Source organism: Acidobacteriota bacterium (assembly GCA_028875725.1).
Taxonomy (GTDB): domain Bacteria; phylum Acidobacteriota; class Thermoanaerobaculia; order Multivoradales; family Multivoraceae; genus Multivorans.
In genome coordinates, this window is the sequence record JAPPCR010000006.1 from 799011 (window position 1) to 820080 (window position 21070).

14 protein-coding genes are annotated in these 21070 nt (G+C 69.3%); 7 read left to right on the plus strand and 7 right to left on the minus strand.

Going from position 1 to position 21070, the window contains the following annotated elements; translation table 11 throughout:
• The first annotated feature begins 3 nt into the window (after window positions 1–3).
• Window positions 4–2049, plus strand: a complete 2046-nt coding sequence (locus OXI49_05345; GenBank protein MDE2689919.1) for a DUF3604 domain-containing protein — start codon at window positions 4–6, stop codon at window positions 2047–2049.
• A gap of 5 nt (window positions 2050–2054) precedes the next feature.
• Here OXI49_05345 and OXI49_05350 read toward each other — a convergent pair whose 3' ends face one another.
• Window positions 2055–2552, minus strand: coding sequence for a DUF4399 domain-containing protein (locus OXI49_05350; GenBank protein ID MDE2689920.1), 498 nt, complete (start codon window positions 2550–2552; stop codon window positions 2055–2057).
• A 227-nt stretch (window positions 2553–2779) separates the two neighbouring features.
• Here OXI49_05350 and OXI49_05355 point away from each other — a divergent pair, with 227 nt between their 5' ends.
• Entirely contained in the window at window positions 2780–3121 is a 342-nt protein-coding gene (locus OXI49_05355) for a hypothetical protein (protein ID MDE2689921.1), read from the plus strand.
• A gap of 66 nt (window positions 3122–3187) precedes the next feature.
• Here the strand turns inward: OXI49_05355 and OXI49_05360 are convergent, their stop codons facing one another.
• A complete protein-coding gene (locus OXI49_05360; GenBank protein MDE2689922.1) occupies window positions 3188–4483 on the minus strand; it encodes an acyl-CoA dehydrogenase family protein in 1296 nt (431 codons plus the stop codon).
• Between the two features lie 72 nt (window positions 4484–4555).
• On the opposite strand from OXI49_05360, the gene OXI49_05365 reads away from it, so the two are divergent.
• The 3 genes from OXI49_05365 to OXI49_05375 are packed head-to-tail and all read left to right on the plus strand — an operon-like array spanning window position 4556 to window position 10364.
• Window positions 4556–6577 carry a pyrroloquinoline quinone-dependent dehydrogenase gene (locus OXI49_05365; protein ID MDE2689923.1) on the plus strand — a complete coding sequence of 674 codons (2022 nt, stop codon included), beginning with the start codon at window positions 4556–4558 and terminating at the stop codon, window positions 6575–6577.
• A 26-nt stretch (window positions 6578–6603) separates the two neighbouring features.
• Complete coding sequence (locus OXI49_05370) at window positions 6604–7725, plus strand: hypothetical protein (GenBank protein ID MDE2689924.1); 1122 nt, start codon at window positions 6604–6606, stop codon at window positions 7723–7725.
• Window positions 7716–10364 carry a carboxypeptidase-like regulatory domain-containing protein gene (locus tag OXI49_05375; protein MDE2689925.1) on the plus strand — a complete coding sequence of 883 codons (2649 nt, stop codon included), beginning with the start codon at window positions 7716–7718 and terminating at the stop codon, window positions 10362–10364. The genes OXI49_05370 and OXI49_05375 overlap by 10 nt, the downstream gene beginning before the upstream one ends.
• A gap of 9 nt (window positions 10365–10373) precedes the next feature.
• Here OXI49_05375 and OXI49_05380 read toward each other — a convergent pair whose 3' ends face one another.
• The 4 genes from OXI49_05380 to OXI49_05395 are packed head-to-tail and all read right to left on the minus strand — an operon-like array spanning window position 10374 to window position 16374.
• Window positions 10374–11192, minus strand: a complete 819-nt coding sequence (locus tag OXI49_05380) for a thioredoxin family protein (protein MDE2689926.1) — start codon at window positions 11190–11192, stop codon at window positions 10374–10376.
• 28 nt (window positions 11193–11220) lie between these two features.
• The gene (locus OXI49_05385) at window positions 11221–14775 is read right to left on the minus strand and encodes an indolepyruvate ferredoxin oxidoreductase family protein (GenBank protein ID MDE2689927.1); all 3555 of its coding nucleotides are present in this window, start codon (window positions 14773–14775) and stop codon (window positions 11221–11223) included.
• A gap of 56 nt (window positions 14776–14831) precedes the next feature.
• Window positions 14832–15536 carry an enoyl-CoA hydratase/isomerase family protein gene (locus OXI49_05390; GenBank protein ID MDE2689928.1) on the minus strand — a complete coding sequence of 235 codons (705 nt, stop codon included), beginning with the start codon at window positions 15534–15536 and terminating at the stop codon, window positions 14832–14834.
• A 1-nt stretch (window position 15537) separates the two neighbouring features.
• On the minus strand, window positions 15538–16374 hold the full coding sequence (locus tag OXI49_05395) for an SDR family NAD(P)-dependent oxidoreductase (protein ID MDE2689929.1): 837 nt from the start codon (window positions 16372–16374) through the stop codon (window positions 15538–15540).
• Window positions 16375–16480: 106 nt separating this feature from the next.
• Between OXI49_05395 and OXI49_05400 the strand changes: the two genes are divergently transcribed.
• The gene (locus tag OXI49_05400) at window positions 16481–16762 is read left to right on the plus strand and encodes an AbrB/MazE/SpoVT family DNA-binding domain-containing protein (protein MDE2689930.1); all 282 of its coding nucleotides are present in this window, start codon (window positions 16481–16483) and stop codon (window positions 16760–16762) included.
• A complete protein-coding gene (locus OXI49_05405; GenBank protein ID MDE2689931.1) occupies window positions 16740–17159 on the plus strand; it encodes a hypothetical protein in 420 nt (139 codons plus the stop codon). The genes OXI49_05400 and OXI49_05405 overlap by 23 nt, the downstream gene beginning before the upstream one ends.
• Here the strand turns inward: OXI49_05405 and OXI49_05410 are convergent.
• Window positions 17041–20964, minus strand: a complete 3924-nt coding sequence (locus OXI49_05410) for a carboxypeptidase regulatory-like domain-containing protein (protein MDE2689932.1) — start codon at window positions 20962–20964, stop codon at window positions 17041–17043. The two genes, OXI49_05405 and OXI49_05410, sit on opposite strands and share 119 nt — an antisense overlap.
• Window positions 20965–21070: the final 106 nt, after the last annotated feature.

Below are 21070 nucleotides of genomic sequence, written 5' to 3' on the forward strand. Positions count from 1 at the left end.
GGGATGCTTCGTTTCCGAGTCGTGGCGGTCCTGCTTCTGCTTGTGGCCGCGTGCGCGCCCGCGCCGGAAGAGTCCCTCGACGGAGACTGGCCTGATCGTTCGCCCCGGTTCGACGTAGTCGAGGAACTGCGCGCCGACCTGCTGCGGCCGCGTTCGGCCGCCGACGGCGGCGGCACCGCCACCGTCGAGGCCCTGAGGGGCCCGGCGGTCGCGGGCAGTACGGGAAGCTGGCGGATCGTCTACAGGGCAGGGCCGGCGGGCGTAGCGGTCGGAGGGACCGTCCACCTCCAGGTGTCCCCCTTCTGGGGCTGGAGCACGCCGCAGACGGAACGTCGGGAGGCGTTGGGCTACACGACGATCGAGACGGCCGCCGCCGGTGTCGAGCTCTCGGCCGAAACGCTGGATCAGCAGTTGCTCGCGATCAGCGTCGGCGGCCGGCCGCTTGCGGCAGGAGAAGAGGTGGCGATCACGTACGGAGCCGGCCCGGCGGGCGCGCTGGCCGACCGGTACGCCGAGCGCGAGTCGCGCTTCTGGGTCGCAGTCGACGGCGACGGCGACGGAGTGCGGGAACTGGTCGGGGAGTCGCCCGTCGTGGATGTGATGCCGGGGCTGCCGGCGCGGTTGCTGCTTCATGTGCCTTCGACCGCCCGGCCGGCCGATCGCGTCGAGCTCACGGCGGCGCTGGTTGACTCCGCGGGGAACGGCTGGCCGGCGGCATCCGGGACGCTGGAGCTTCGCCTGCCTGCCGGCATCGACCTGATGGACTCGAAGGACGATTCCGCGGCGGAAGTGGAGCGGGTCGTCTCCCTGGCCCTCGCCCTCGAGGATCGAGGCCGGCTCGTCGTTCCGCTTCGGCTTTCCGCGCAGGCCGGCGGCGTGATCAGGGTGCGTGGCCGACTGGCGGGCGATGGGCCGGAACCCGGGTTCGAAGCGGAGAGCAACCCGCTGGTTGTAGCGCCGGCCGGCCGGCGCATCCTGTGGGCCGATCTCCAGAACCACTCCGGCCTCTCCGACGGTTCGGCGACGCCGGACGATCTGCTGCGCTACGCGCGGGAGGTGGCCGGCCTCGACGCCGCGGCGGTAACCGACCACGACCACTGGGGCATGCGGTTCATGGACGGTGAGCCGTCGATCTGGCGGCGCACGCTGGATGCGGCCGACACCCGCAACGAACCGGGACGCTTCGTCGCGCTGGCCGGTTACGAGTGGACCAACTGGATCGAGGGCCATCGCCATGTCGTCTTCTTCGAGCCGACGGCCGAGGCCGCGGCGGGCCTGCTTCTCAGCTCGATCGACGAGCGATACGACGAGCCGCACGAACTATGGGCCGGCCTCGAGGACGTGCGGGCGCTGACCTTCGCCCACCATTCGGCCGGGGCTCCGATCGCCACCGACTGGTCTTCGCCGCCGCCGGCCAGACTCGAACCCGTCACCGAGGTCGTGTCCGTCCACGGGTCGAGCGAGGCTGCCGATTCACCGGGCATGGTCGTCCGGAACGCCCTGGCCGGCAACTTCGTCCGCGACGCTCTCGATCGAGGCTACCGGCTTGGATTCGTCGGCTCGAGCGACGGCCACGACGGTCATCCGGGCCTGGGTCACTTGGCGTCGCCGAGCGGTGGCGTGGCGGCGATCCTGAGTGACGAAGTGACCCGGGAGGGGATCTACGAGGCGCTGCTCACGCGTCGCACCTACGCAACGAACGGCCCCCGGATCGTGGTCCGCGCGAGCTACGCGGGATGGCCGATCGGGGCCGACATTCCCGCCGCCGCGGCCGCCGCGGGCACCGTCGGCCCGATCGCCGGCGTGCCGCAAACGACGCTGGTCGTGCGGGCGGTTGCACCCGGAGAGATCGCACGCATTGAAGTGGTCAGCCGCCAGGGCGCCACCGGCGCGGGCGCCCTGACGGGCGAGGCGCTATGCGGGGAAGGTGAGCGGGAGTGCAGCCTGACCGTGCCGCTGCCAGGGTTTCAGACTGGCGGCTATCTCTACCTTCGCGTGGTCCAGGAAGACGGCGGCGCCGCCTGGACCAGCCCGTTCTTCTTCGAGTAGCGGGCCTACTCGGTCGCCGCCCCCTCCTCCACGTGCACCATGATGTACTGCGACAGGCCCGGCTCGTCGAGCGTGCGGTGCTCGCCGTCGCCGATCTGCAGGCAGAGGTAGTGCTCGCCGGGGCTGAGTTCGAGCTCGATCGAGTCTGAGCCGTCTCCGAAGTGGATCCACGGATCCGCTGTCGGGATCACGATGCCCGGCTCGAGACATTCTCCGTCGATCGCGATGTGGTAGTGGCCTGCGCCCTCGTTGATCGCGCCGTCGCCCACCGGTTCGATGATGAAGTTCTCGGCCGCGAACTGCAGGTTGATCAGGCTGGGGATCGTGGCGTGGTTTTCCAGCCCCACGAAGTAGACGCGCGGCGCGCCGTCGTCGGCCGCTTCTTCGGCGTGGTCCATGTCGCCTTCCGTGTGGCCATGGTCCGCGTGCTCGTCGTCGGAGCCGGCGGTGCCGCCTCCGCATGCGCCAAGCGGGAGCAGCAGCAGCGCTGCCGCCAGAGTCATTGAGTGCCGGTTCCTGGCGAGATCGAGGAGCATGTCGGGTGCCTCCGTCGGAAGACCGGGCCGGGGCCCGGGAAGTGACGATTCAGTGAAGGCAGACGTTAGCACGCTGGCGTGTGAGGGTCCGGTAGGGCAGGCGCTTCCCCGTTGCCGCGGCGGGCGGTTCCGGCGCTTGAGGAGACCTGCCGGGCTTGCCCATCCGGGGCCGGTCGGCTAGATTCTCGCTCGCCATGTTGAAGAACTTCCTCTTTGCGATCGCTTACCTTCTCGGCGCTGGCTGGTGGGCCAGCCAGGCCATGGTCGACGCCGCCGCCGGCTCCTGGTGGAACCTGCTTGCTTTCTTCGCCGTGCTGACCTTCTTCCTGGTCCGTATTGGCTGCATGGGAGGCAGCGAGGAAGATGCCCAGAAGATGGGGAACGTCTTCTCGATACTGACCGCGGTGGCGCTCCTCGTCCTCGCGGTGATGGGCCTGATGGGCGAGAACGGCGGCATCGCGAACCTGGTCTTCGCGCTGCTGTTCGCGGTGGTAGCCGGGCTCGGTGTGCGCGCCACCGCCACGGCCCACGCGTAGCGCCAGTCAAGGCGCCGCCACCGACACGCCGCACACGCTTGACGCGAGCCCGCCCTGTGCGGGCCGCTACAGCGCCGCCACTTCCAGTTCCAGCGCCTCGGCGTACTTCTCGAACGCCGCCTGCCGCAGCTTGGGCAGGTGCGTCGTCGGGAAGAGGTCGTCCGTGCCCGCGTACTCGCGGAGGATCTGCCTGGCCACCGTGATCTTGTGGACCTCGGTCGGTCCGTCGGCCAGGGCCATGTGGAAGGAGTCGACGACGCCCGCCGAGAAGGTCATCTCGTTCGAGACGCCGAGCGAGCCGTGAATCATCAGCGCTCTCGAGAAGACGTCGAGGTAGACCTTCGGCATGACCGCCTTGACGGCCGAGATGTCCTTGCGGACCATCCGGTAGTCCTTGTACTTGTCGATCTTCCAGGCGGTCTGCAGAACGAACAGACGGAACTGCTCGATCTGCGCCCAGGAGTCGGCGATCTTCTCCTGGACGAGCTGCTTCTGCGCAAGCAGTTCACCCTGCGTTTCCCGGGACAGCACCCGTTCGCACATCTGGTCGAAGGCGGTGCGGACCTTGGCGATCGTGCGCATTGCGTGGTGGATGCGGCCGCCGCCGAGCCGGGTCTGGGCGACCACGAAGCCCTGGCCGCGCTGGCCCAGGAGGTGGTCCTTGGGCACGCGCACGTCCGTGTAGCGGACGTAGCCGTGTGAGCCGTCCTCGTTGCCGGTGCCGACGGCGACGTTGCGGATGATCTTGACGCCCGGCGTGTCCTTCGGCACCAGGAACATCGACATCTTGTTGTAGGGCGGCGCGTCCGGGTCGGTGACCACCATGACGACCAGCAGGGAGGCGTATCGGGCGTTCGAGGAGAACCACTTCTCGCCGTTGATCACCCACTCGTCTCCGTCGAGGACGGCGCGGGTCGTAAACACCTTCGGATCCGAGCCGCCGTGCGGCTCCGTCATCGAGTAGGCGGAGACCATCTTGTTGTCGAGCAGGGGTTGCAGGTAGCGGGCCTTCTGCTCGTCCGTGCCGTAGTGGGCGATGATCTCCGCGTTGCCCGAGTCCGGCGCCTGGCAGCCGAACACGATCGGCGCGTGCGGCGAGCGGCCGAGGATCTCGTTCATCAGCGCCAGCTTGACCTGGCCGTAACCCTGGCCACCGAGATTCGGACCCAGGTGGCAGGCCCAGAGCTTGCGCTTCCTGACCTCTTCCTGGAGCGGCGGAATCAGCTTCTGGCGCTTGGGGCACGACAGATCGTACGGACTGCCGAGGACGAAGCGCAGCGGTTCGATTTCGTTGGTGACGAACTCGTCCATCCAGTCCAGCTTGTCCTGGAATTCAGGGTCTGTTTCGAAGTCCCAAGCCATTGTGCTCTTCTCCTCTAGCCTCTTGTTTCTGAAGGCCGCATAGCGTACAGGATCGCCACGTAGACTCGCCGGATGCTCCCCAACGACGTTCTCTCACTGGGTGCGCCGGCGTCCTCGCCGGCATCCGCTTCCCGCTTGGCCCCGGTCGCCCGGTCGCTCCTTCTGCTTCTGGCCGCCGGCTGCGGCAGCGCCCCCCACGCGAGCGACCAGGCACCGATCGGCGAATGGCGCCACTACGCCGCCGACCGCGCCTCGACCAAATACTCGCCGCTCGACCAGATCGACCCCTCGAACGTCGACCGACTGCGCGAGGTCTGGCGCTGGACCTCGGTGGAGACCGAGGCCGACACGGAGCACCGCGGCGGCATGTACAAGAGCACGCCGCTCTATATCGACGGCGTCCTCTACATCACCACGTCGCTCAGCCAGGTGGCGGCGATCGACCCGGGCACGGGCGAGACGCTCTGGGTCTACGACCCGAAGAGCTACGAGGCCGGCCGCCCGGCCAATGCGGGCTTCCAGCATCGGGGACTCGAGTACTGGAGCGGGGAGATCGACGGCGAACCCGTCGAGCGTCTGATCTACGCCGCCCACCACCGCCGGCTGATTTCGCTGGACCGCCTGACCGGCGAGCCGGACCCGGCTTTCGGCGACGGCGGCATGGTGAACACAGCCCTCGGCCTGGGCCGTGAGATCAACGAGGGCCAGTACACCCACTCGGCGCCGCCGATCGTCTGCGCCGACGTGATCGTGCTCGGTTCGGTCATCTCGGATGGTCCGCGCGGACCGAAGATGCCCCCCGGCCACGTACGCGGCTACGACGTGCGCACCGGCGGGCAACGCTGGATCTTCCACACGATTCCGCGACCCGGCGAGTTCGGCAACGACACCTGGCTCGACGGGTCCTGGGAGTACTCAGGTAACACGAACGTGTGGACGATGATGAGCTGCGACGACGAGCTCGGCTTCGTCTACCTGCCGGTGTCGACGCCGACGAACGACTGGTACGGCGGCCACCGGCGCGGCGACAACCTGTTCGCCGAGAGCCTGGTGGCGTTGGACGCCCGCACCGGCGAGCGGAAGTGGCACTTCCAGGCCGTTCGCCACGGCCTTTGGGACTACGACCTGGCCTCGGCTCCGAACCTGGTCGATGTCACCGTGGACGGCCGTGAGATCAAGGCGGTGGCTCAGGTCAGCAAGCAGGGCCTCACGTACGTGTTCGACCGGGAGACGGGCGAGCCCGTGTGGCCGATCGACGACCTCCCGGTGCCGCAGACGACGGTGCCCGGTGAGTGGAGTTCCCCGACCCAGCCGATGCCGACGAAGCCTGTGCCCTTCGAACGGCTCGGCATCACCGAGGACGACCTGATCGACTTCACGCCGGAACTGCGCGCCGAGGCGCTCGAGATCGTCGAGGACTACGTGCTGGGGCCGATCTACACGCCGCCGCTCGAGGTCAAGGAGGGCGGCAAGCTCGGCGTGCTGACGCTGCCGTCCGCCGCCGGAGGAGCGAACTGGCGGGGCGCCGCGGTCGATCCCGAAGGGGGTGTGCTCTACGTGCCGTCGATGACCAAGGTGATGAGCTTCGGCGTGCGGCCGGCCGACCCGGCCCGCTCCGAGTTCCGCTACGTCGATGCCCTTGGCCTCCTGGAGGGGCCGCGCGGTCTTCCCCTGGTCAAGCCGCCCTACAGCCGGATCACCGCGATCGACCTGAACACGGGCGAGCACGTGTGGCAGGTTGCCCACGGCCCGGGCCCGAAGGACCATCCCGCGATCGCACACCTCGATCTGCCCGATCTGGGCAGTGCTTCCCACGGCATCCTCTCGAACGGCGGTCTGGTGCTGACCAGGGGCCTGATCTTCATCATCCAGGCCGACTACGACCCGAGCCGGATGACCTTCATGGGCAACGCCGGACACATTCGCGCCTACGACAAGCGGGACGGTGCGAAGCTCTGGGAACACCGCGTCGAGCCCACGCCGCACGGCACGCCGATGACCTATCTCCACGAGGGCCGGCAATACGTGGCCTTTACCGTTGGTGCCGGCCGCGGGGAACAAATCCCGGCCCTGGTGGCGTTGGCGCTGGAGTAAGCCTTGTAACAGGGAGGTCCAGCCCCATGACGCGGTGGATTGCGCCCGGCGGCGCCGTCCTGGGTTCGTTGCTTCTTTGCGGGTGCTCGGCGGTCGGCATGCCCGAGCCCGCCTGCCGCCCGTTGGAGGTCGCCGAGTTTCCCCTGCTCGGTGGCATCCGGGGTACCTGGATGGACGACCAGCGGTTCGTGCTTACGGATCTGCATCAGTCGCGATTGCTTGTCTACAGCACGTCCGAGGGACTGGTACGCGTCGTCAACGGTTGGGAGACAGAGGACCTGGCGCTCAACTTCGTGTCGCCGATGGACGTGGAGCCCTGGGGGCGGGGCTACGTACTGGCTGACTCGGACGTAAGCCGGCCAGATCGGCTGCTCGAACTCGGTCGTGACTTGAGGCCCCGGCAGCTTCTGTGGGAGGGCGATATCCGACGAGTTGCGGACGGATGGAGCGGCAAGGAACTCTTCAATGTCGGCGAGTTGGTCGCCTGGCGAAGCAGGCTCTACGTACGGGGCGGCCGGCGGAGTGGTCCGCAGGACGCCAACCGGGAGTACGCCGAGTTCGGAAGCGAACCGGTGGCCGGCCGGGGATCGGGCGCTCTTCGCGAGACCTCCGCGTGGCCCGGCTATACGGGTGAGCTGGACGCCGGTGGCATGGCGTTCAGCCACTTAGCGGCGGTAAGTGCTTCGGACCATTCGGTGTTTGCGCTCCGCTACTCCCCCGCAGTGTTCATTCAGGAACTCGTGGGCGAGGGTCGGAGCTTGAAGGCGTTTCCGGAACTGCCAACGCCGTTGCCGACGCTGCCTCAAGCAAGCCAGGACCGAATGGCTGAGTTCTACGCGGCTTTGGAGGCGTCCAGCTATCCGGCTGGTCTCTACGGTGACGAGGACAGCCTGTACGTCCTGATGCGGGACGCGACAAGTGGTGCTCCGGTCTGGGACCTGCACCGGATCGACCCGCGACGGGACGAGGTCATCGGCAAGGTCCGCTTGCCGACCAAGGCTGCGCACGTGAGTCTGCTGCCTGGTCGCAGGTATTGGGTGCTTGAGGAGGCCAGCAGCGGTCTGGAGGGTTTGTTCCGACCGCCGGTCCGGTTTCTGTTGCTGAGTTCGGCCGCGCTTCGCGCCGGGGAGGTTCCATCATGCGATTGAGTTCCGTTGTCGTCTGCCTTGCCGTTCTGCAAGCACTTGGCGCAGCCGCGGCGGCGCAGCAGGCGCCGGCCCCCGTGCCAGGCCAGATTGTTGTGCTGGGAGCGGACGGCCAGCCCGCGCGCGGGGCATCGGTCACGGTGTTGCTGCCAGGGCGTGGGGGTGTCTCGCCGGCGGACGAGATTCTCGTTCGGAGCGGAACGGCGGAGAATGGCGCCATCGAGAATGCCGTGCCGCGTCTGCACGGCCTGATGCTCGTCGTCGATCATCCGGCCCACCTGCCGTTTGTTGGCCAGTACCCGAAGCAGCCACCACCCAGTGAGATCCGGCTGCAGGCTGGGCGGACGGCGGAGGGCGTCGTGCACGAGGCGGACGGCGGGCGAACGGTAGCTGGAGCCCAGGTCTGCACAGTGTGGCGGGACCCCAACCTGCCCGACTGGTTCGGAACCTTGCGGCGCTGCGCGGAAAGCGGGGTGCGGGGCACGTTCGAGCTGGCGGGTCTTCCGGCCGGCAACCTCCGCGCGACGGCCGATGCGGCCGGCTTCGAGACGGACTCCCGGACCATCGAGCAGGGGCGGCGGGCCCCGCGTGTCGTCTTCGAACTCGTTGCCAGCGAAGAACCGGCCACCGAGGCGGAAACGGCGCCCACCGGCGCCGGCGAAGTGCGCGTCGAACTTGTCGGCGCCGCCGGAGAACCGATCCGCAACTTCACGATGCGGACGAACGCCGTCGGCCGGATGGGCGGCGCCTCCCATGACGTTGGGGATGCCGAGGGTCCGGTGCTGGTGCCGATCAGCCCTTCCTTCGGCGTCGATACGACGGTCGACCTCTCGTTCCGGGCCGAGAACTACCTCGAGTCTTCGCTCATCCGCGTCGCGCCCATACCCGGCGGCGAGATCGAGCTCGGCCTGATCGCCCTCGAGACCGGGGCGGTGGTACAGGGGCGGCTCTTCGACGCGGTGGGCGCGGAACCCGCCGCCGGCTGCCTGGTCGAGCTGCTTCCCCCCGGCGCGGGCGCCGTCGCGGCCCTGATGTTGCGCCAGCGCCACGTGACTGTCTCCGATCCGGAAGGCGGTTACATGCTCGGCGGCCTGCGGGCAGGCCGCTACCACCTGCGTCTGCAGTGCCCGGAGGTACCGGTCACGGATCGGCTGATCGTGCTCGGCGCGAACGAACGTGCCGACCAGGGCGAATCCTGGCTGGATTCCGGCCGCCCGGTCGCCGTGCAGGTCGTGGGGGTCGATGGCGGGACGGTTCGCTTGCTGGACCGGTTCCGGGAGGTCGAGGCGCCGATCGTCCAGGCGATCTTGCACGTGCCGCCGGAAGCGGAGGCGAAGCTGCGCCGTGGCGAGGACTCCAGAGTGCGAGCGGACTTCAAGGCGGCCCCCGATGTCTATCGACTGGAGGTCCTGGACGCTTCGGGCAGGCTTCGCGTTTCGCAGGAGGTAGCGGTCGAGGAAGGCCCGGCCGAGGTGCAGACGATCGGCGTCGCGACAGCGACTCGGGTCATCCAGAGCATCCTGGTCATGGACGGTCGCCCGGTGACCGGCGGCCACGTCTCCTTCAGCCGGGTGTTCGAACCGTCGAGAAGCTCCGGGAAGCTCCAGATCGTGTCGCAACGCCCTGGCGGGTCCCGGCAGCAGCGTGTGCTGGGCATCCCGCCCCAGGCAGTGGGTGGCGCCGTAGGCCCGGACGGGGCCTTCGAGGTGGCGGGAGCACCGACCGACCTGCTGTGGATGACCTGGCGTGCCGAGGGCGGCAACGTCGGACGGTTGTGGCCCGAAGGCTCGCTGCCGCGGATGGATTTGAACGGCGTTCGGGTGACGGGCGAACTGCTCGACGTGAACGGCGCGCCGATCGGTGGCCAAGTGTCGCTGATCGGGGATGTCGGGCGTACTGTCGCCTACGCGGAGGCCGGCGACGATGGCCGCTTCGAGTTACCGCCGGCGCCGCCGGGTCCGTACCGCCTCAAGGCGTCTGCGGGAGTGTCGCCGACCCGTGTGAGGGAGGGCAGGAGTAGCCTGGCTGGAACCGTGGTCCAGGATCTCGCGCTCGGCACCGAGCCGCCGCCACACCTGGTGTTGCGTGTTCAAGACGCGGAGACCGGCGTACTCGATGTCGAACTCCAGCGCACCGACGGCAGTCCGGCTGCAGGTGCGTGGCTTCACTTCGTTGACGCCTTTGGCGACATGGTGAACACCAGCCTGGCGTCGGCGGCCGGGCAGGCCAGCCGGAATCTGCCCGCCGGTGACATCTCGCTGGTCTGGAACGATGGCGCAGCCTGCACTGGCGGCCTTGGGGTGAACGTTGGGGCGGGCCGCACGGCCACGGTGCGGGAATCGCTGCCGATTGGCCGCCTGCTCGAGCTGCGGTGCGCAGCCGCGGACTGCGGTGGCGAATCCCTCTCCTTCCTCAGCGTGACGACCGAGTCGGGCGCCGAGATCGCGAGCCATCTGACCGGCGCCCGCGAGGCCGTGCGTTTTTCCGAGTCCGGACGGCTCGGCCTCGGCTGCGTGACGCCGGGCTCCTACAACGTCTCGTTCTGGGCCGCTGGCCGCCGCTGGGGCGCGGAGATCAATGTCGGGAGCGTAGGGAACCTGGAGGAGCCGGTGGTCGTGAGCGGTCGGGCCGCCGGGCTCTAGTTTCGTTAGCTAGCGCGCGCCGGCGAGGACGGCGTGCAGCACCTGTGCAGGCTGGGCGAACTCGTTCGCCCCGCCGAAGCGACCGACCTCCTGGCCGTTGCGATAGACGATCGCCATCGGCAGGCCCGTCACTTCGTTGCCCTTGACTTCCGGGTCTTCCCAGCCGGCCGGAGGCGAAGCCAGTCCGTAGTACTCGAAGGTGACCTGCGTGCCTTCGAGTCCGGCGTTTACCTCGAGGAGGTTCGGCAGCACCTGTTTGCAGACGCCGCACCAGGAGCCAAAGAAGACCCTGACCCGTGTCGCTTCGGTGTCGCGGAGTGCCTCCATGGCAGCAGCGTTCGGCTGGAAGGCGTCCATGCCGGCGCGATAGCCGGGGGAGTGTTCGAGCAACTCGCCCAGGGTGCGGTCGCCGACCAGGGGAGGTCGTGGCAGGACCTTCACGTCCCGGCCCTCGATGGGCAGAACGATCGTCGTCTGGTCCGGTCTGGCCTCGCCGATGTAGGACTTGTCCGGTTCGGCAACCACGTCGTAGCCGGGCCCGGACACCAGGAGGTCGGCGTCCTGGAGCCGGTCCACCGCCATACTGCGGGCCCACAGCAGGATTGGCTCGCCCAGGGAGTCGCTGAGGATCAGCATCGAGGCCGCCCGTTGGGAGAGGTAGAGCCTGGCGCCGGTGTCGGCTTCACCGTCGATCTCGAGGATGTAGTCGTCGATGGGCGCGAAGCCGCTCAGCACCGGGTGCGCGGTCTGGGCCGGAAGCTGCGCGGCGACAGCCGCCAGCATGGCTGGCAGAGCACAGAGCGTTGACGCGATCCGTCGGGTCGTCACGGCGGGGGATCCTAGCGCGGTCGCCGCTTCAGGCGACCCTGGAGCCAGCAGGCTCTTCGTCGAGCTGGCGCTGGAGCTGCCTGGCCCGCGACCTGGCCGAGGTGACCGTGCGCTCCTTGACGCCCTCGTAGCCGCGGATGGAGTCGGGAAGTTCCGCCAGCTCGACGACCGCCGGCGCGGCGTTCGAGTCGAGCCGTTCGAGGGCACCCTGGACCAGGCCGCGGTACCAGTCGAACAGGCCGCGCTCCAGGCGGCGATGCCTGGTCGCTCCGAAGATGTCGAGCGCCGTGCCGCGAAGCCCGCGGGCCGCGTACAGCAACCGGAACAGCGAGCGCGACCAGGCTCCCAGGCGGATCTTCCGCTTCCAGCCGAACCGGCGAAGGGTCGGCGGGTGGAGCAGGACCTGGCGGCTGAGCGAGCCGTCGTAGTCGCGGGAGACCTGGTCCCAGGTCGGGTCCTGGATCCACAGGCGGGCGACTTCGTACTCGTCCTTGACCGCCAGCAGCTTGAAGCCGTAGCGGGCCGCCGCTTCGCGTACGGCGGTGTGCCCCGGCAGCTTCGACTCCTCGGCGTCGGCGACCTCGCCGACGAAGCCGAGATAGCGCTCGGCGAAGCCGCCGCCGTAGAGCAGCAGGTCGGCGACGCGGCCGGGCAGGAGGCGGTCGAGCGACCCTCCCCGCGGCGCGGCGGCGAGGAGCCGGTCGAGCTGCGGCCCGAGCTTCGGCGCCCAGCGCTCGAGGCGCTCGCGGGCGGCGTCCACCGCCGCGGCCGCGGTCGGCGCCTCTGGCTCGGCGAGTCCGGCGGCGCGCCGGAACCGCTCCGGATCGGCGACGGACAGGCGGCCGTAGCGGAAGGCCTGGATGTTGTCTTCGACAGCAACGCCGTTTGCCACCAGCGCCCGCTCGATGAAGCGCGCCTGGAGCGGCAGCAGGCCCTGCTGGTAGGCGGCGCCGACCAGGAAGATGTTGCCGGTGACGCTGTTGCCGAGCAGGCGCTCGGTGGCGGCCTCGGCGTCGACGAAGTAGCTGCGGTCGCTGTCGGTGAACAGGGCAAGTCGCTTGCGCAGCTCGTCGAGCGGGGGCATGCGGGCGGCGCTGTCCGTGATCACGGCCGCCGGGCTGATGCCGGCGGTGTTGCCGACCACGGCCGTCGTGTCCTGTGAGAACCGCTTCAGGTTGTCGGGAGCGATCGTGGCCAGCAGGTCGAAGGAAAGCGCCAGGTCGGCTTCGCCGTCGCCGAGCTTGTTGGCCCGGGGGATCGGCCCGCGGCTGAGCAGCAGGTTCGATACGACGGCGCCGCCTTTCTGCGCCAGGCCAGTCTGGTCGAGGTGGACCGCGTACCGGCCCTCCATGAGGGCCGCGGTGACGAGGATCGCGTCGACAGTCACTACGCCGGTGCCGCCGATGCCCACGAGCAGCGCCCGGAAGGTGGCGTCGTCCGGCAGTTGACGGACGGGTTCCGGCGTCTCGTCCTCGGCGAGCGGCGCCGCGGCGGCGCGCCGGACCGGCTTCGTCCCATCGCCCAGTTCGACGGTCATGAAGGCGGGGCAGTCCCCCTCGATGCAGGAGTAGTCCAGGTTGCAAGACGACTGGTGAATCTGGGTCTTTCGGCCGTACTCCGTTTCGAGGGGCGCCACGGACAGGCAGTTCGACTTCGCCGCGCAGTCGCCGCAGCCTTCGCAGACGGCCGGGTTGATGTAGACCCGCTGCTTCGGCGTCTCCTGGATGCCGCGCTTGCGCTCGCGCCGTTTTTCGGCCGCGCACTGCTGGTCGTAGACCACGGCCGTCGGGCCCTTGATAGCCCGCAGTTCCTTGAGGACCTGGTCGTAGTCACGACGGTGCCGGATCTCGACCCCGCTGTCGTCCCGGTGGGGGAAGCGCTCCAGATCCTCGGTCACCAGGACGACCCGCTTCATGCCCTGGAGCTGAAGCTGCCTGGCGACGCCCATCGAACTGAGCAGCCCCACCGCGTCCTGACCTCCCGTCATGGCGACGGCGGAGTTGTAGAGGATGCGGAAGGTCATGTGGAGGTCCGCGGCGATGCAGGCCTCGATCGCCTTGCTGGCGGAGTGGGCGTAGGTGCCGTCGCCGACGTTCTGGAACACGTGCTCCTGTTCGGTGAAGGGCGCCAGACCGATCCAGCAGGCGCCCTCGCCGCCCATCTGCGGCAGCCAGCTCACGCCTCGGTCCATCCACATCGCCATCGCGTGGCAGCCGATGCCGCCGCCCGCGACGTCCGAGCCCTCGGGAAGCTGGGTCGAGGTGTTGTGGGGGCAGCCGCTGCAGAAGTAGGGCGTGCGCGGCAGCGCGGCGGGCAGCTTCGTGGCCAGTTCGGCGGACTCGGCGCCGGCCCGGAGATGCGCCAGCTTCTCGGCCGGTACGGCGCCCGGCAGGCGCCGTTCCAGGTAGGCACCGAGAATGCGCGCCATGTCGTGGCCTTCGAGTTCCCCGTGCATCGGGAACAGTGTCTCGCCGGCGGGCGTCTCCTTGCCACCGACCAGGGGCCGGTCGGGCAGGTTGTAAAGGACCTGGCGGATCTGCGTCTCGACGAAGCCGCGCTTGTCCTCGATGACGACGATCTCTTCGAGACCCTCGGCGAACTCGCGCAGGCGCCGCGGCTCGATCGGCGCGATGCAGCCGAGCTTGAGCACGCGGATGCCGTGGCGGTCCAGCGCGGCCTCGTCCAGGCCGAGCAGTTCGAGCGCCAGGCGCAGGTCGCGGTAGGGCTTTCCGGCCGCGACCAGGCCGATGCGATCGCCGGGGCTGGCGCAACGGACGCTGTCGAGGCCGTTCGCGTGGACGTACGCCAGGGCGGCTGCCGTGCGCTCGGAGAAGATCTGCCGCTCGAGCTCGATCGAGTAGGGGGGCAGGAGCCGCATGTCGAGCTGCTTCTCGAAGCGGCGGCCGCCGATGTCGAGGTCGGGCAGAACCGGTGGCCGGGGATGCGGCAGGTCGATCACGGCGCCGCCGTCGGCGACGTTGGTCACGATCTTGAGGGCGGTCCACAGGCCGGCGTACCGCGACAGGGCGATCCCGTGCAGGCCGAAGTCCAGCACCTCGGCCGGGTCGCCCGGATATAGCACCGGGATCGAGAGGTCGAAGAGACTGATCGTGCTGTCGCCGGGGATTGTCGAGCTCTTGCAGGCGGTGTCGTCGCCGGCCAGGACGAGGACGCCGCCGTGCTTGCCTGTACCGATGAAGTTGCCGTGGCGGAACGCGTCGCCGGTGCGGTCGACGCCGGGCGTCTTGCCGTACCAGATGCCGACTACGCCGTCGAAGCGTTCGTGGGGAAAACGTTCCAGGAGCTGGGCGCCGTAGATCGCGGTCGCCGCTGTCTCCTCGTTGATCGCGGGTCGGCAGACCACGTCGTGGTCCGCCAACAGCCGGTTCGCTCGCTGAAGCTGCTTGTCGTATTCACCCAGCGGCGATCCGGGATAGCCGCTGATGAAGGCGCCAACCCGCAGACCGGCTTCCCGGTCGCGGCGGTGCTGGTCCATCGGTAGCCGGACAAGAGCCTGGACACCGGTGATTGCGACGCGGCCTTCAGTGAGCGTGTATTTGTCGTCTAATGAGAAGGCCGTCATTACCCCTTAGCCTATCGCGGGCCCCGGCCGGCATGCGGCCCGTCCCCGTCGAGTCGTCAGCCGGCGCGGAACTGAGCGAACCAGTCCCGACCGGAGGTTGCGGGCCGCCCGCCAAGGATCGTTCGCTTGATCGCCTGGACGCCCCGCGGGGGATAACCGGCGATGGTCGCGGAAAGTTCCCGGGCGCGGTCGAGCACGGCGTCGTCGGCGACGACCTCGGAGGCAACGCCCATTGCCGCAAGCTCTGGTCCCGGGTAGCGACGGCCGATGATCGCCAGCCGCGCCGCCACGCTCTCCGGGTGGCGCAGCCGCAGCCAGGCCATGTTCATCGGCGCCGCCATCCCCATCTGAATCTCGCCGACGTGCAGGAAAGCCTGCTCGCCGGCGACCAGCAGGTCGGCCGCGAGCGCCAGCGCCGAGCCCGCGTTGATCGCGAATCGCTCCAAGGCGACGACGATCGGCTTCGGACAGTCGTAGAGGGCCGCATGGACGTCGAGCCACAGGCCGCTGAAGTCCGGCATCCAGTCCGGCGGCGGGTCGGCTCGGAACTCGCCGAGGTCGAGGCCGGAGCAGAAGGCCCCGCCGGCGCCGCGGATCAGCAGCACGGCGACCTCGTCGTCTTCGGTCGCCGCGACGACCTCCTCGTGCAGCCGCTTCGCCAGCGGCCCAGTCACAGCGTTGCGGCGGGCGGGCCGGTTCAGCACGATCTCGGCGACGCCGTCCTTCCGGCTCGAGACGACCGGGTCGCCGGACGCGGTCACGTCAGTTGCCCTGGGAATCGGTGAACCAGTCGCCGGGCAGTTGCCTGCCCTCGTAGAGCCGCCCCTGGAACCGCCGCATTCCGTGCAGCCAGCGGTCGATGTCGGTCGCCTTGCGCCGTACGTACTCGGCGACCTCGGGGTGGGGAAGTACCCAGAACCGCTCCGCGCGCACCGCCTCGATGCAGGCGTCGGCGGCCTGTTCGGAGGTCAACACGCCGTCTCCCGAAGCGACGCCGACGGACAGCGCGTCCCGGCGCTGCGGGTTCGGGCTGTTGGCCCCGATGTTCGTTCGCACCGCCTGCGGGCAGTGCACCGAGACCCGGATGCCCTGGTGGCCATGAGTAATCGCGATCCACTCCGCCAGTGCCACCGCGGCGTGCTTGGTCAGCGAGTAGGCGAGCGATCCGAGCTGGGTCAGGAGCCCGGCTGCCGAGGCCGTGCTCATGATGTAGCCCTCGCCGCGCTCGATCATCGAGGGCAGGACGGCCCGCGCGGCGTAGACGTGGGACATCACGTGGACGTCCCACATGTCGTTGATCTCCTTGTTCGGCACCTCGAGCCCGCCGATCGTGACGTAGCCCGCGTTCGACATGAAGAGGTCGATCGGGCCAATGTTCGCCTGCGTCGCCGCGACCAGGTCGCGGACGGCTCCCTCGTCCGCCACGTCCAGGCCGACGCCGGTGCCGCCGATGGCCTCGGCGACTTCCTTGGCTCCGGTCTCGTCGCGGTCGGCGACGACGACGTGCCGCGCGCCCTCGCGGTTGAACGCCTCGGCCAGCGCCTTGCCGATGCCGGAGGCGCCGCCGGTGACGACCATGATCCTGTTCGCTATGTCCACTGTGATTCTCCTTCTGCGTTGGGCGGTGGCCTCTGTTCTTGGCTGAGCGGCGGCAATCCTACGACTTGGTGTCGGGTGGCACTGACAGGCCGTGCCTTGACGCCGGATGCCTTACCAGAATAGCCTCGACGGTAAGGAGATCGAGATGATCGTCAAGATCACATCGAAACGTCAGGTCACGTTTCCGGCGCGAGTACTCGACGCCCTCGGGGTGGGGCCTGGAGACCGGCTGGAGCTGATCGAAGGTTCAGATGGATTTCGGCTCCGCCCGCGCCGCATCCACCGAGATCGTCTGGCGCCGCTACGCGGCAAGCTGAAGAAGGGGGTCGGCCCCTTCGACCTTGAGTCGTTCCGCTCGCAAGCGCATGACCCGGCGCTTCGGGATTGACACCTCGGTCCTGGTGCGTTTGCTCACCGGGGAACCCAGGGAGGACTTCCTGGACTGCGTCGCCGGGCTGATCTTGCTGGTCGAGCACGAGGGAAGCGAGATCTTCGCCTCGAACCAGGTGATCGGCGAGGCGTACGTTGCCGTTCAGCATCACTACAGGGTGTCGAAGCCGGAGGTCCGAGCCGGGCTGCTCGAGGTGCTTCGCAGTGGCCTCGTCTCGCCACTCAACGGGCGCGCGGTGTTCGCGGCGCTGGAAGCGAGTGGCGGCCCGGGCTTGTTCAATCGTCTGATCGCCGATGACTACTCGCGCGCCGGGTTGGAGGTTCTGACCCTGGACCGCAGGATGGCGGACCTGGCCGGCGTGTCGCGCCTGAGCGTCCCCCGTCCCGGCGGCTAGGTACTGAGCGCGAAGGGCTCTGCCAGGTCGGGTTCGACGCAGGGACGGATGGGGCGGCTACTCGGGGCTTGAGCTCGATCAGGAAGCCGCCGCGGCGTTCGCCCGGCGCCAGGTCGAGGGCTACGCCGAACCCGTCGTAGCCTTGCCGTTGGACCATCAGGGAGGTCGCCTTTCGAGGTGCGAACTCAAGCCGGTACTCGCCGTTCGCGTTGCTCTGGGTGAACCCGGCCGGGATCCACTCCTCCTCGGCGCCCGGGGCGAGCTCCGCCTCCGGGTCCACGACAATGGCGACCAGGTTGGCGCCCGCGACGGGCTCCCGGGTCACGGCGTCGATGACGGTTCCGGCCAGCACCGCCGGCGGATCCAGGTCGACGAAGATGTCCTGGTCGGCCTGGAGCTCGATTTTGCGGGAGTGGGTGACGCCATTCTGTTCTGCGATCATCACCTTGTATGAACCGGCCGCGAGGCCGTCGATGTGGAACCGGCCCTGCTGATCGATCCGCGCCGTGCGCCCCGGGCCGTACCGCGTGGTGCCCTCGACGACGTAGACCTCGCCGCCGGCGGAAGGTCGCCCCTGGGACAGGACTTCGCCGGTCAGGGTGAAGCCGGGTTCGAAGCGCAGCTCCACGAACGCCTCGCCTGGACCGGTTTCCAGCGTGACCGATCGCTCGACCCTGCGTCCGTCGGCTTCTTCGGCGCTGACAGTCCATCTCCCCGGCCCGAGAGCGTCCAGTTCAAACCCGCCCTCGAGGTCGGGGGTCGTGATGCCGCCGAGGAGGCGTTCCTGGGCGGCCCTAACCGAGATGCCGGCGAATGCTTCGGGCGGGCGGCCCGTTACGGCGCCGCGCAGCGTGATTCCGCGATGTAGAACGAAGTCGACGCCGGCGACCGATACGCCAGCGACCCGCACCGGGAAGCGGCCTGACGCGGCGCGTGCGTAGCCGTCCGCGTGGGCCCGTAGTTCGTACCTCCCGTGGTCCAGGCCGCCGATTCGATAGTTGCCGCTCTGGTCGGTGACGGCCTCCAGGGGGACCCTGGGAAGGACCTGTCGCCGGGCGTCGGCCAGATCGTCCAGCGATGCCGGCGGCTCGCTCAGGTAGGCCTCGACTCTTGCAAGGGCCAGCGGCGCGCCGGCGGCTGTGGTGACGGTTCCGGAGATCTCCCAGCCCGGTTGCAACTTGAGATCGACTTCGTTCGTTCCACCGTCGATCACGACCTCCGCCACACCGTCCCGGTAGTCCGGATGGCGGGCGACGATCCGTGCGGGACCCGAGGGAACGCGGTAGGCCTGGTAGCCGCCGCCGGCATCGGTTCGGGCGCTGTGGTGCGTTCCTGTCACCTGACCTGCCGCGTCGCGCGGCTGAACGAGGATCTCCGCTCCGGTGACCGGCTCGCCGTACGGGTCGGTTACCACGCCGGCGAGGTGGGCCCGGGCGCTCAGGTGGAGTTCGATCTCGCGCTCTTCGCCCGGCCGAAGCGGGATGGCGCCGATGTCTTCCGCCAACTGCTCGCCACCGACGTCGACCAACCAGGGTCCCGCCCCGAGAGCCTCGAACAGGAAGCGGCCGTCGCTGTCGGTTGTCGCATCGTGTCTGGGAGCTTCGGGACTCCACGCTGTGCGGCTGAGGCCCGGTTTGCGGTCGAGTCGGAGCCAGATGTACGCGTTGGCGACGCCCTCGCCGTCCGCGTCGAGCACCCGGCCGGCGAGTCTGGCCCCCTCGCCCAACTGGACCTCGATCAGCCTCCCGGCCTGCGGGCTCACTGCGTTGACCTCAAGGCGCTCGTAGCCTTCGGCCTCGACGACGAGGTCGGCCGGCTCGGCGCGCAGTCCGGCGATGCGGAACGTGCCGTCCGTTTCCGTCAGCGCGGTCCGGATTTCCGGGTCGAGAGGCCGGAGATGGTCGATGTTGTTCTGGTGGACCTTGACCTGGGCGCCACGCACGGGGCGGCGCTGGAAGTCACGCACGACGCCCTCGATCGCCGCGCCGACATCGAGCGTGAGGATACCCACGTCCTTCGTCCCCTCGCCTGGCGGCACCTCGAATGCCGTCGCCCGGACGCTGACGTACTCCGGATGGCTCGCGGTCAGCTGGTGGCGTCCGGGTGGGGTGCCGGCGAACTCGAACACGCCGCGGGCGTCGGTCGTGCTGGTTCGCCGGGCGGCGATGTTCTGTGAGTACCCGCCGGCTCCCGTCACAGCGACCGGTAGCAGGGCGACCTCAGCGCCCGCAATGGGAGCGGCGTGCGTATCGGTGATCGCCCCCTGGACAAGGCGGCCGCGCGTGAGCACGAGCCGAACGGGCTTCCGCGTCGAGCCCGCGGGCGCCGCCGGAATGGAGATGGTTCCAGGTGCGTAGCTGTCCGCCTCAGCGTGGAGACGGTAGGTGTGACCGGACGCGACACCGGAGACGAAGAACCTCCCATCGGCGGCCGAAGTCGCCCTCCAGGTTCCGGGGCCGATGCTCCAGCCGCCACTTTGACCGGTCGGTTCGATCCACAGGTAGGCGCCCGCGACCGGCCGGCCGGCCGCGTCGACGACCTGACCGCCGAGGAGCGCCGCCGGCGCCAGCGCGATGTCGACGCCATCGGCGGACCCGATCCGCTCGGCTGTCACCATGGCGCTGGTTGCCTGGTAGCCGTCGGCGGCGATGCCGACCTGCGCCCGGCCGCGGTGGAGCCAGGTGCGCAGGACGAAGGCGCCGCCCGGGCCTGATCGCGTTTGCTCGCCGGGTCGGTGCCAGATCGCCGCACCGGGGACCGGACCGCCGGTGCTCTTGTCAGTGACGCGACCGGCGATCTCGGCCGGCGGCCTGAGCCGGACCTCGACGTTCGCGGGGACGCCGGCGTCGCTGGCCTCCGGTCCCAGGGGAGCGGTCCAGGCCAGGGAGTGATCCTCGGCAATCGCCTGGTAGATGAGGCTCTGGTCCGACGTGAGGCCTACCGTCGCCTGGCCGCGTTCGTCGGTCAGCGCCAGCGGTACGTCCTGGCTCTCGCCGACGGTGACCACGGCGCGGGGCGCCGGCCTGCCGCGCGGATCCAGTACTCGGACGGTGACGCCATGCCCCGGTGTCAACTCGAAGACGCCGCCGCGATCTCCGACGGGCCCAGCGCGCAGCCGGAACCCCTGCGCCGAAACGAAGGCGTTCACCTCCGCGGTCGGCATCGAGAACGTGGCCACTCCGGTGGCATCGGTGCGGGCGGCGGCGCGCCAGAAGCGCGGGTAGATCCGTTGCCGGGGTTGATTCCATCGCGGCCGCGCCGCGTTGGCTTCGGCGCGTTCCGAACGCCACAGGACGGGATCGGCAACTACCAGGGCGCCCTCGACGGGTCGGCCCTCGAGATCCTTCGCGCCGACCGTCAGAGTGTGCCAGTTCGGGACTTCGATGGGCGGCAGGACGGTCGGCGCCGCCAGTGGCGCCAGGCTGTGGGACACAGGCGCTACGGCGACGCCGCGTGCTTCCGGCGCCGCGCTTTCTGATGGAGCGGAGATGTCCAGCCGGTACGGACCCACGGCCGGCGCGGTCAGCGTGAAGGCACCGTCCGGGCCGGATCGGGTCGAATCCACGACTTCGCTCAGGGGATCAGACTCGCCCAGATCTTCGAGCCGGCGCTCGTAGCGGCTCGGAGAGGGCCGCAGTTCGAGATCCAGACCCGCTGCCGGTGCGCCCTGCTCGTCGACCAGCGTACCCGTGACGGTTAGTGCGGGACCGGGCGGCGGCTGCGCGTGCAGACGATTGGCGGTCAGGCCGGTCGAGAGACCAAGCGCCAAGCCCGTGCAAGCGGTGCCGAGCAGTACTCTCCGCATCGTGTCTTCTCCCTGGTTGTCGTAGCCCGAGCGCTACACGCACCACTCTAGAGAGGCGAGGGGAAGAACGCCGGACACCAGGTTGCGGATTCCGGCCATGTTCGCT

Excerpts from the sequence above, each read along its gene's own strand:
- OXI49_05410 (MDE2689932.1), bottom strand. The coding sequence starts at position 20,964 with ATGCGGAGAGTACTGCTCGGCACCGCTTGCACGGGCTTGGCGCTTGGT.
- OXI49_05375 (MDE2689925.1), top strand. The coding sequence starts at position 7,716 with ATGCGATTGAGTTCCGTTGTCGTCTGCCTTGCCGTTCTGCAAGCACTT.
- OXI49_05400 (MDE2689930.1), top strand. The coding sequence starts at position 16,481 with ATGCCTTACCAGAATAGCCTCGACGGTAAGGAGATCGAGATGATCGTC.
- OXI49_05355 (MDE2689921.1), top strand. The coding sequence starts at position 2,780 with ATGTTGAAGAACTTCCTCTTTGCGATCGCTTACCTTCTCGGCGCTGGC.
- OXI49_05370 (MDE2689924.1), top strand. The coding sequence starts at position 6,604 with ATGACGCGGTGGATTGCGCCCGGCGGCGCCGTCCTGGGTTCGTTGCTT.
- OXI49_05385 (MDE2689927.1), bottom strand. The coding sequence starts at position 14,775 with ATGACGGCCTTCTCATTAGACGACAAATACACGCTCACTGAAGGCCGC.
- OXI49_05345 (MDE2689919.1), top strand. The coding sequence starts at position 4 with ATGCTTCGTTTCCGAGTCGTGGCGGTCCTGCTTCTGCTTGTGGCCGCG.
- OXI49_05350 (MDE2689920.1), bottom strand. The coding sequence starts at position 2,552 with ATGACTCTGGCGGCAGCGCTGCTGCTGCTCCCGCTTGGCGCATGCGGA.
- OXI49_05405 (MDE2689931.1), top strand. The coding sequence starts at position 16,740 with ATGACCCGGCGCTTCGGGATTGACACCTCGGTCCTGGTGCGTTTGCTC.
- OXI49_05360 (MDE2689922.1), bottom strand. The coding sequence starts at position 4,483 with ATGGCTTGGGACTTCGAAACAGACCCTGAATTCCAGGACAAGCTGGAC.
- OXI49_05365 (MDE2689923.1), top strand. The coding sequence starts at position 4,556 with ATGCTCCCCAACGACGTTCTCTCACTGGGTGCGCCGGCGTCCTCGCCG.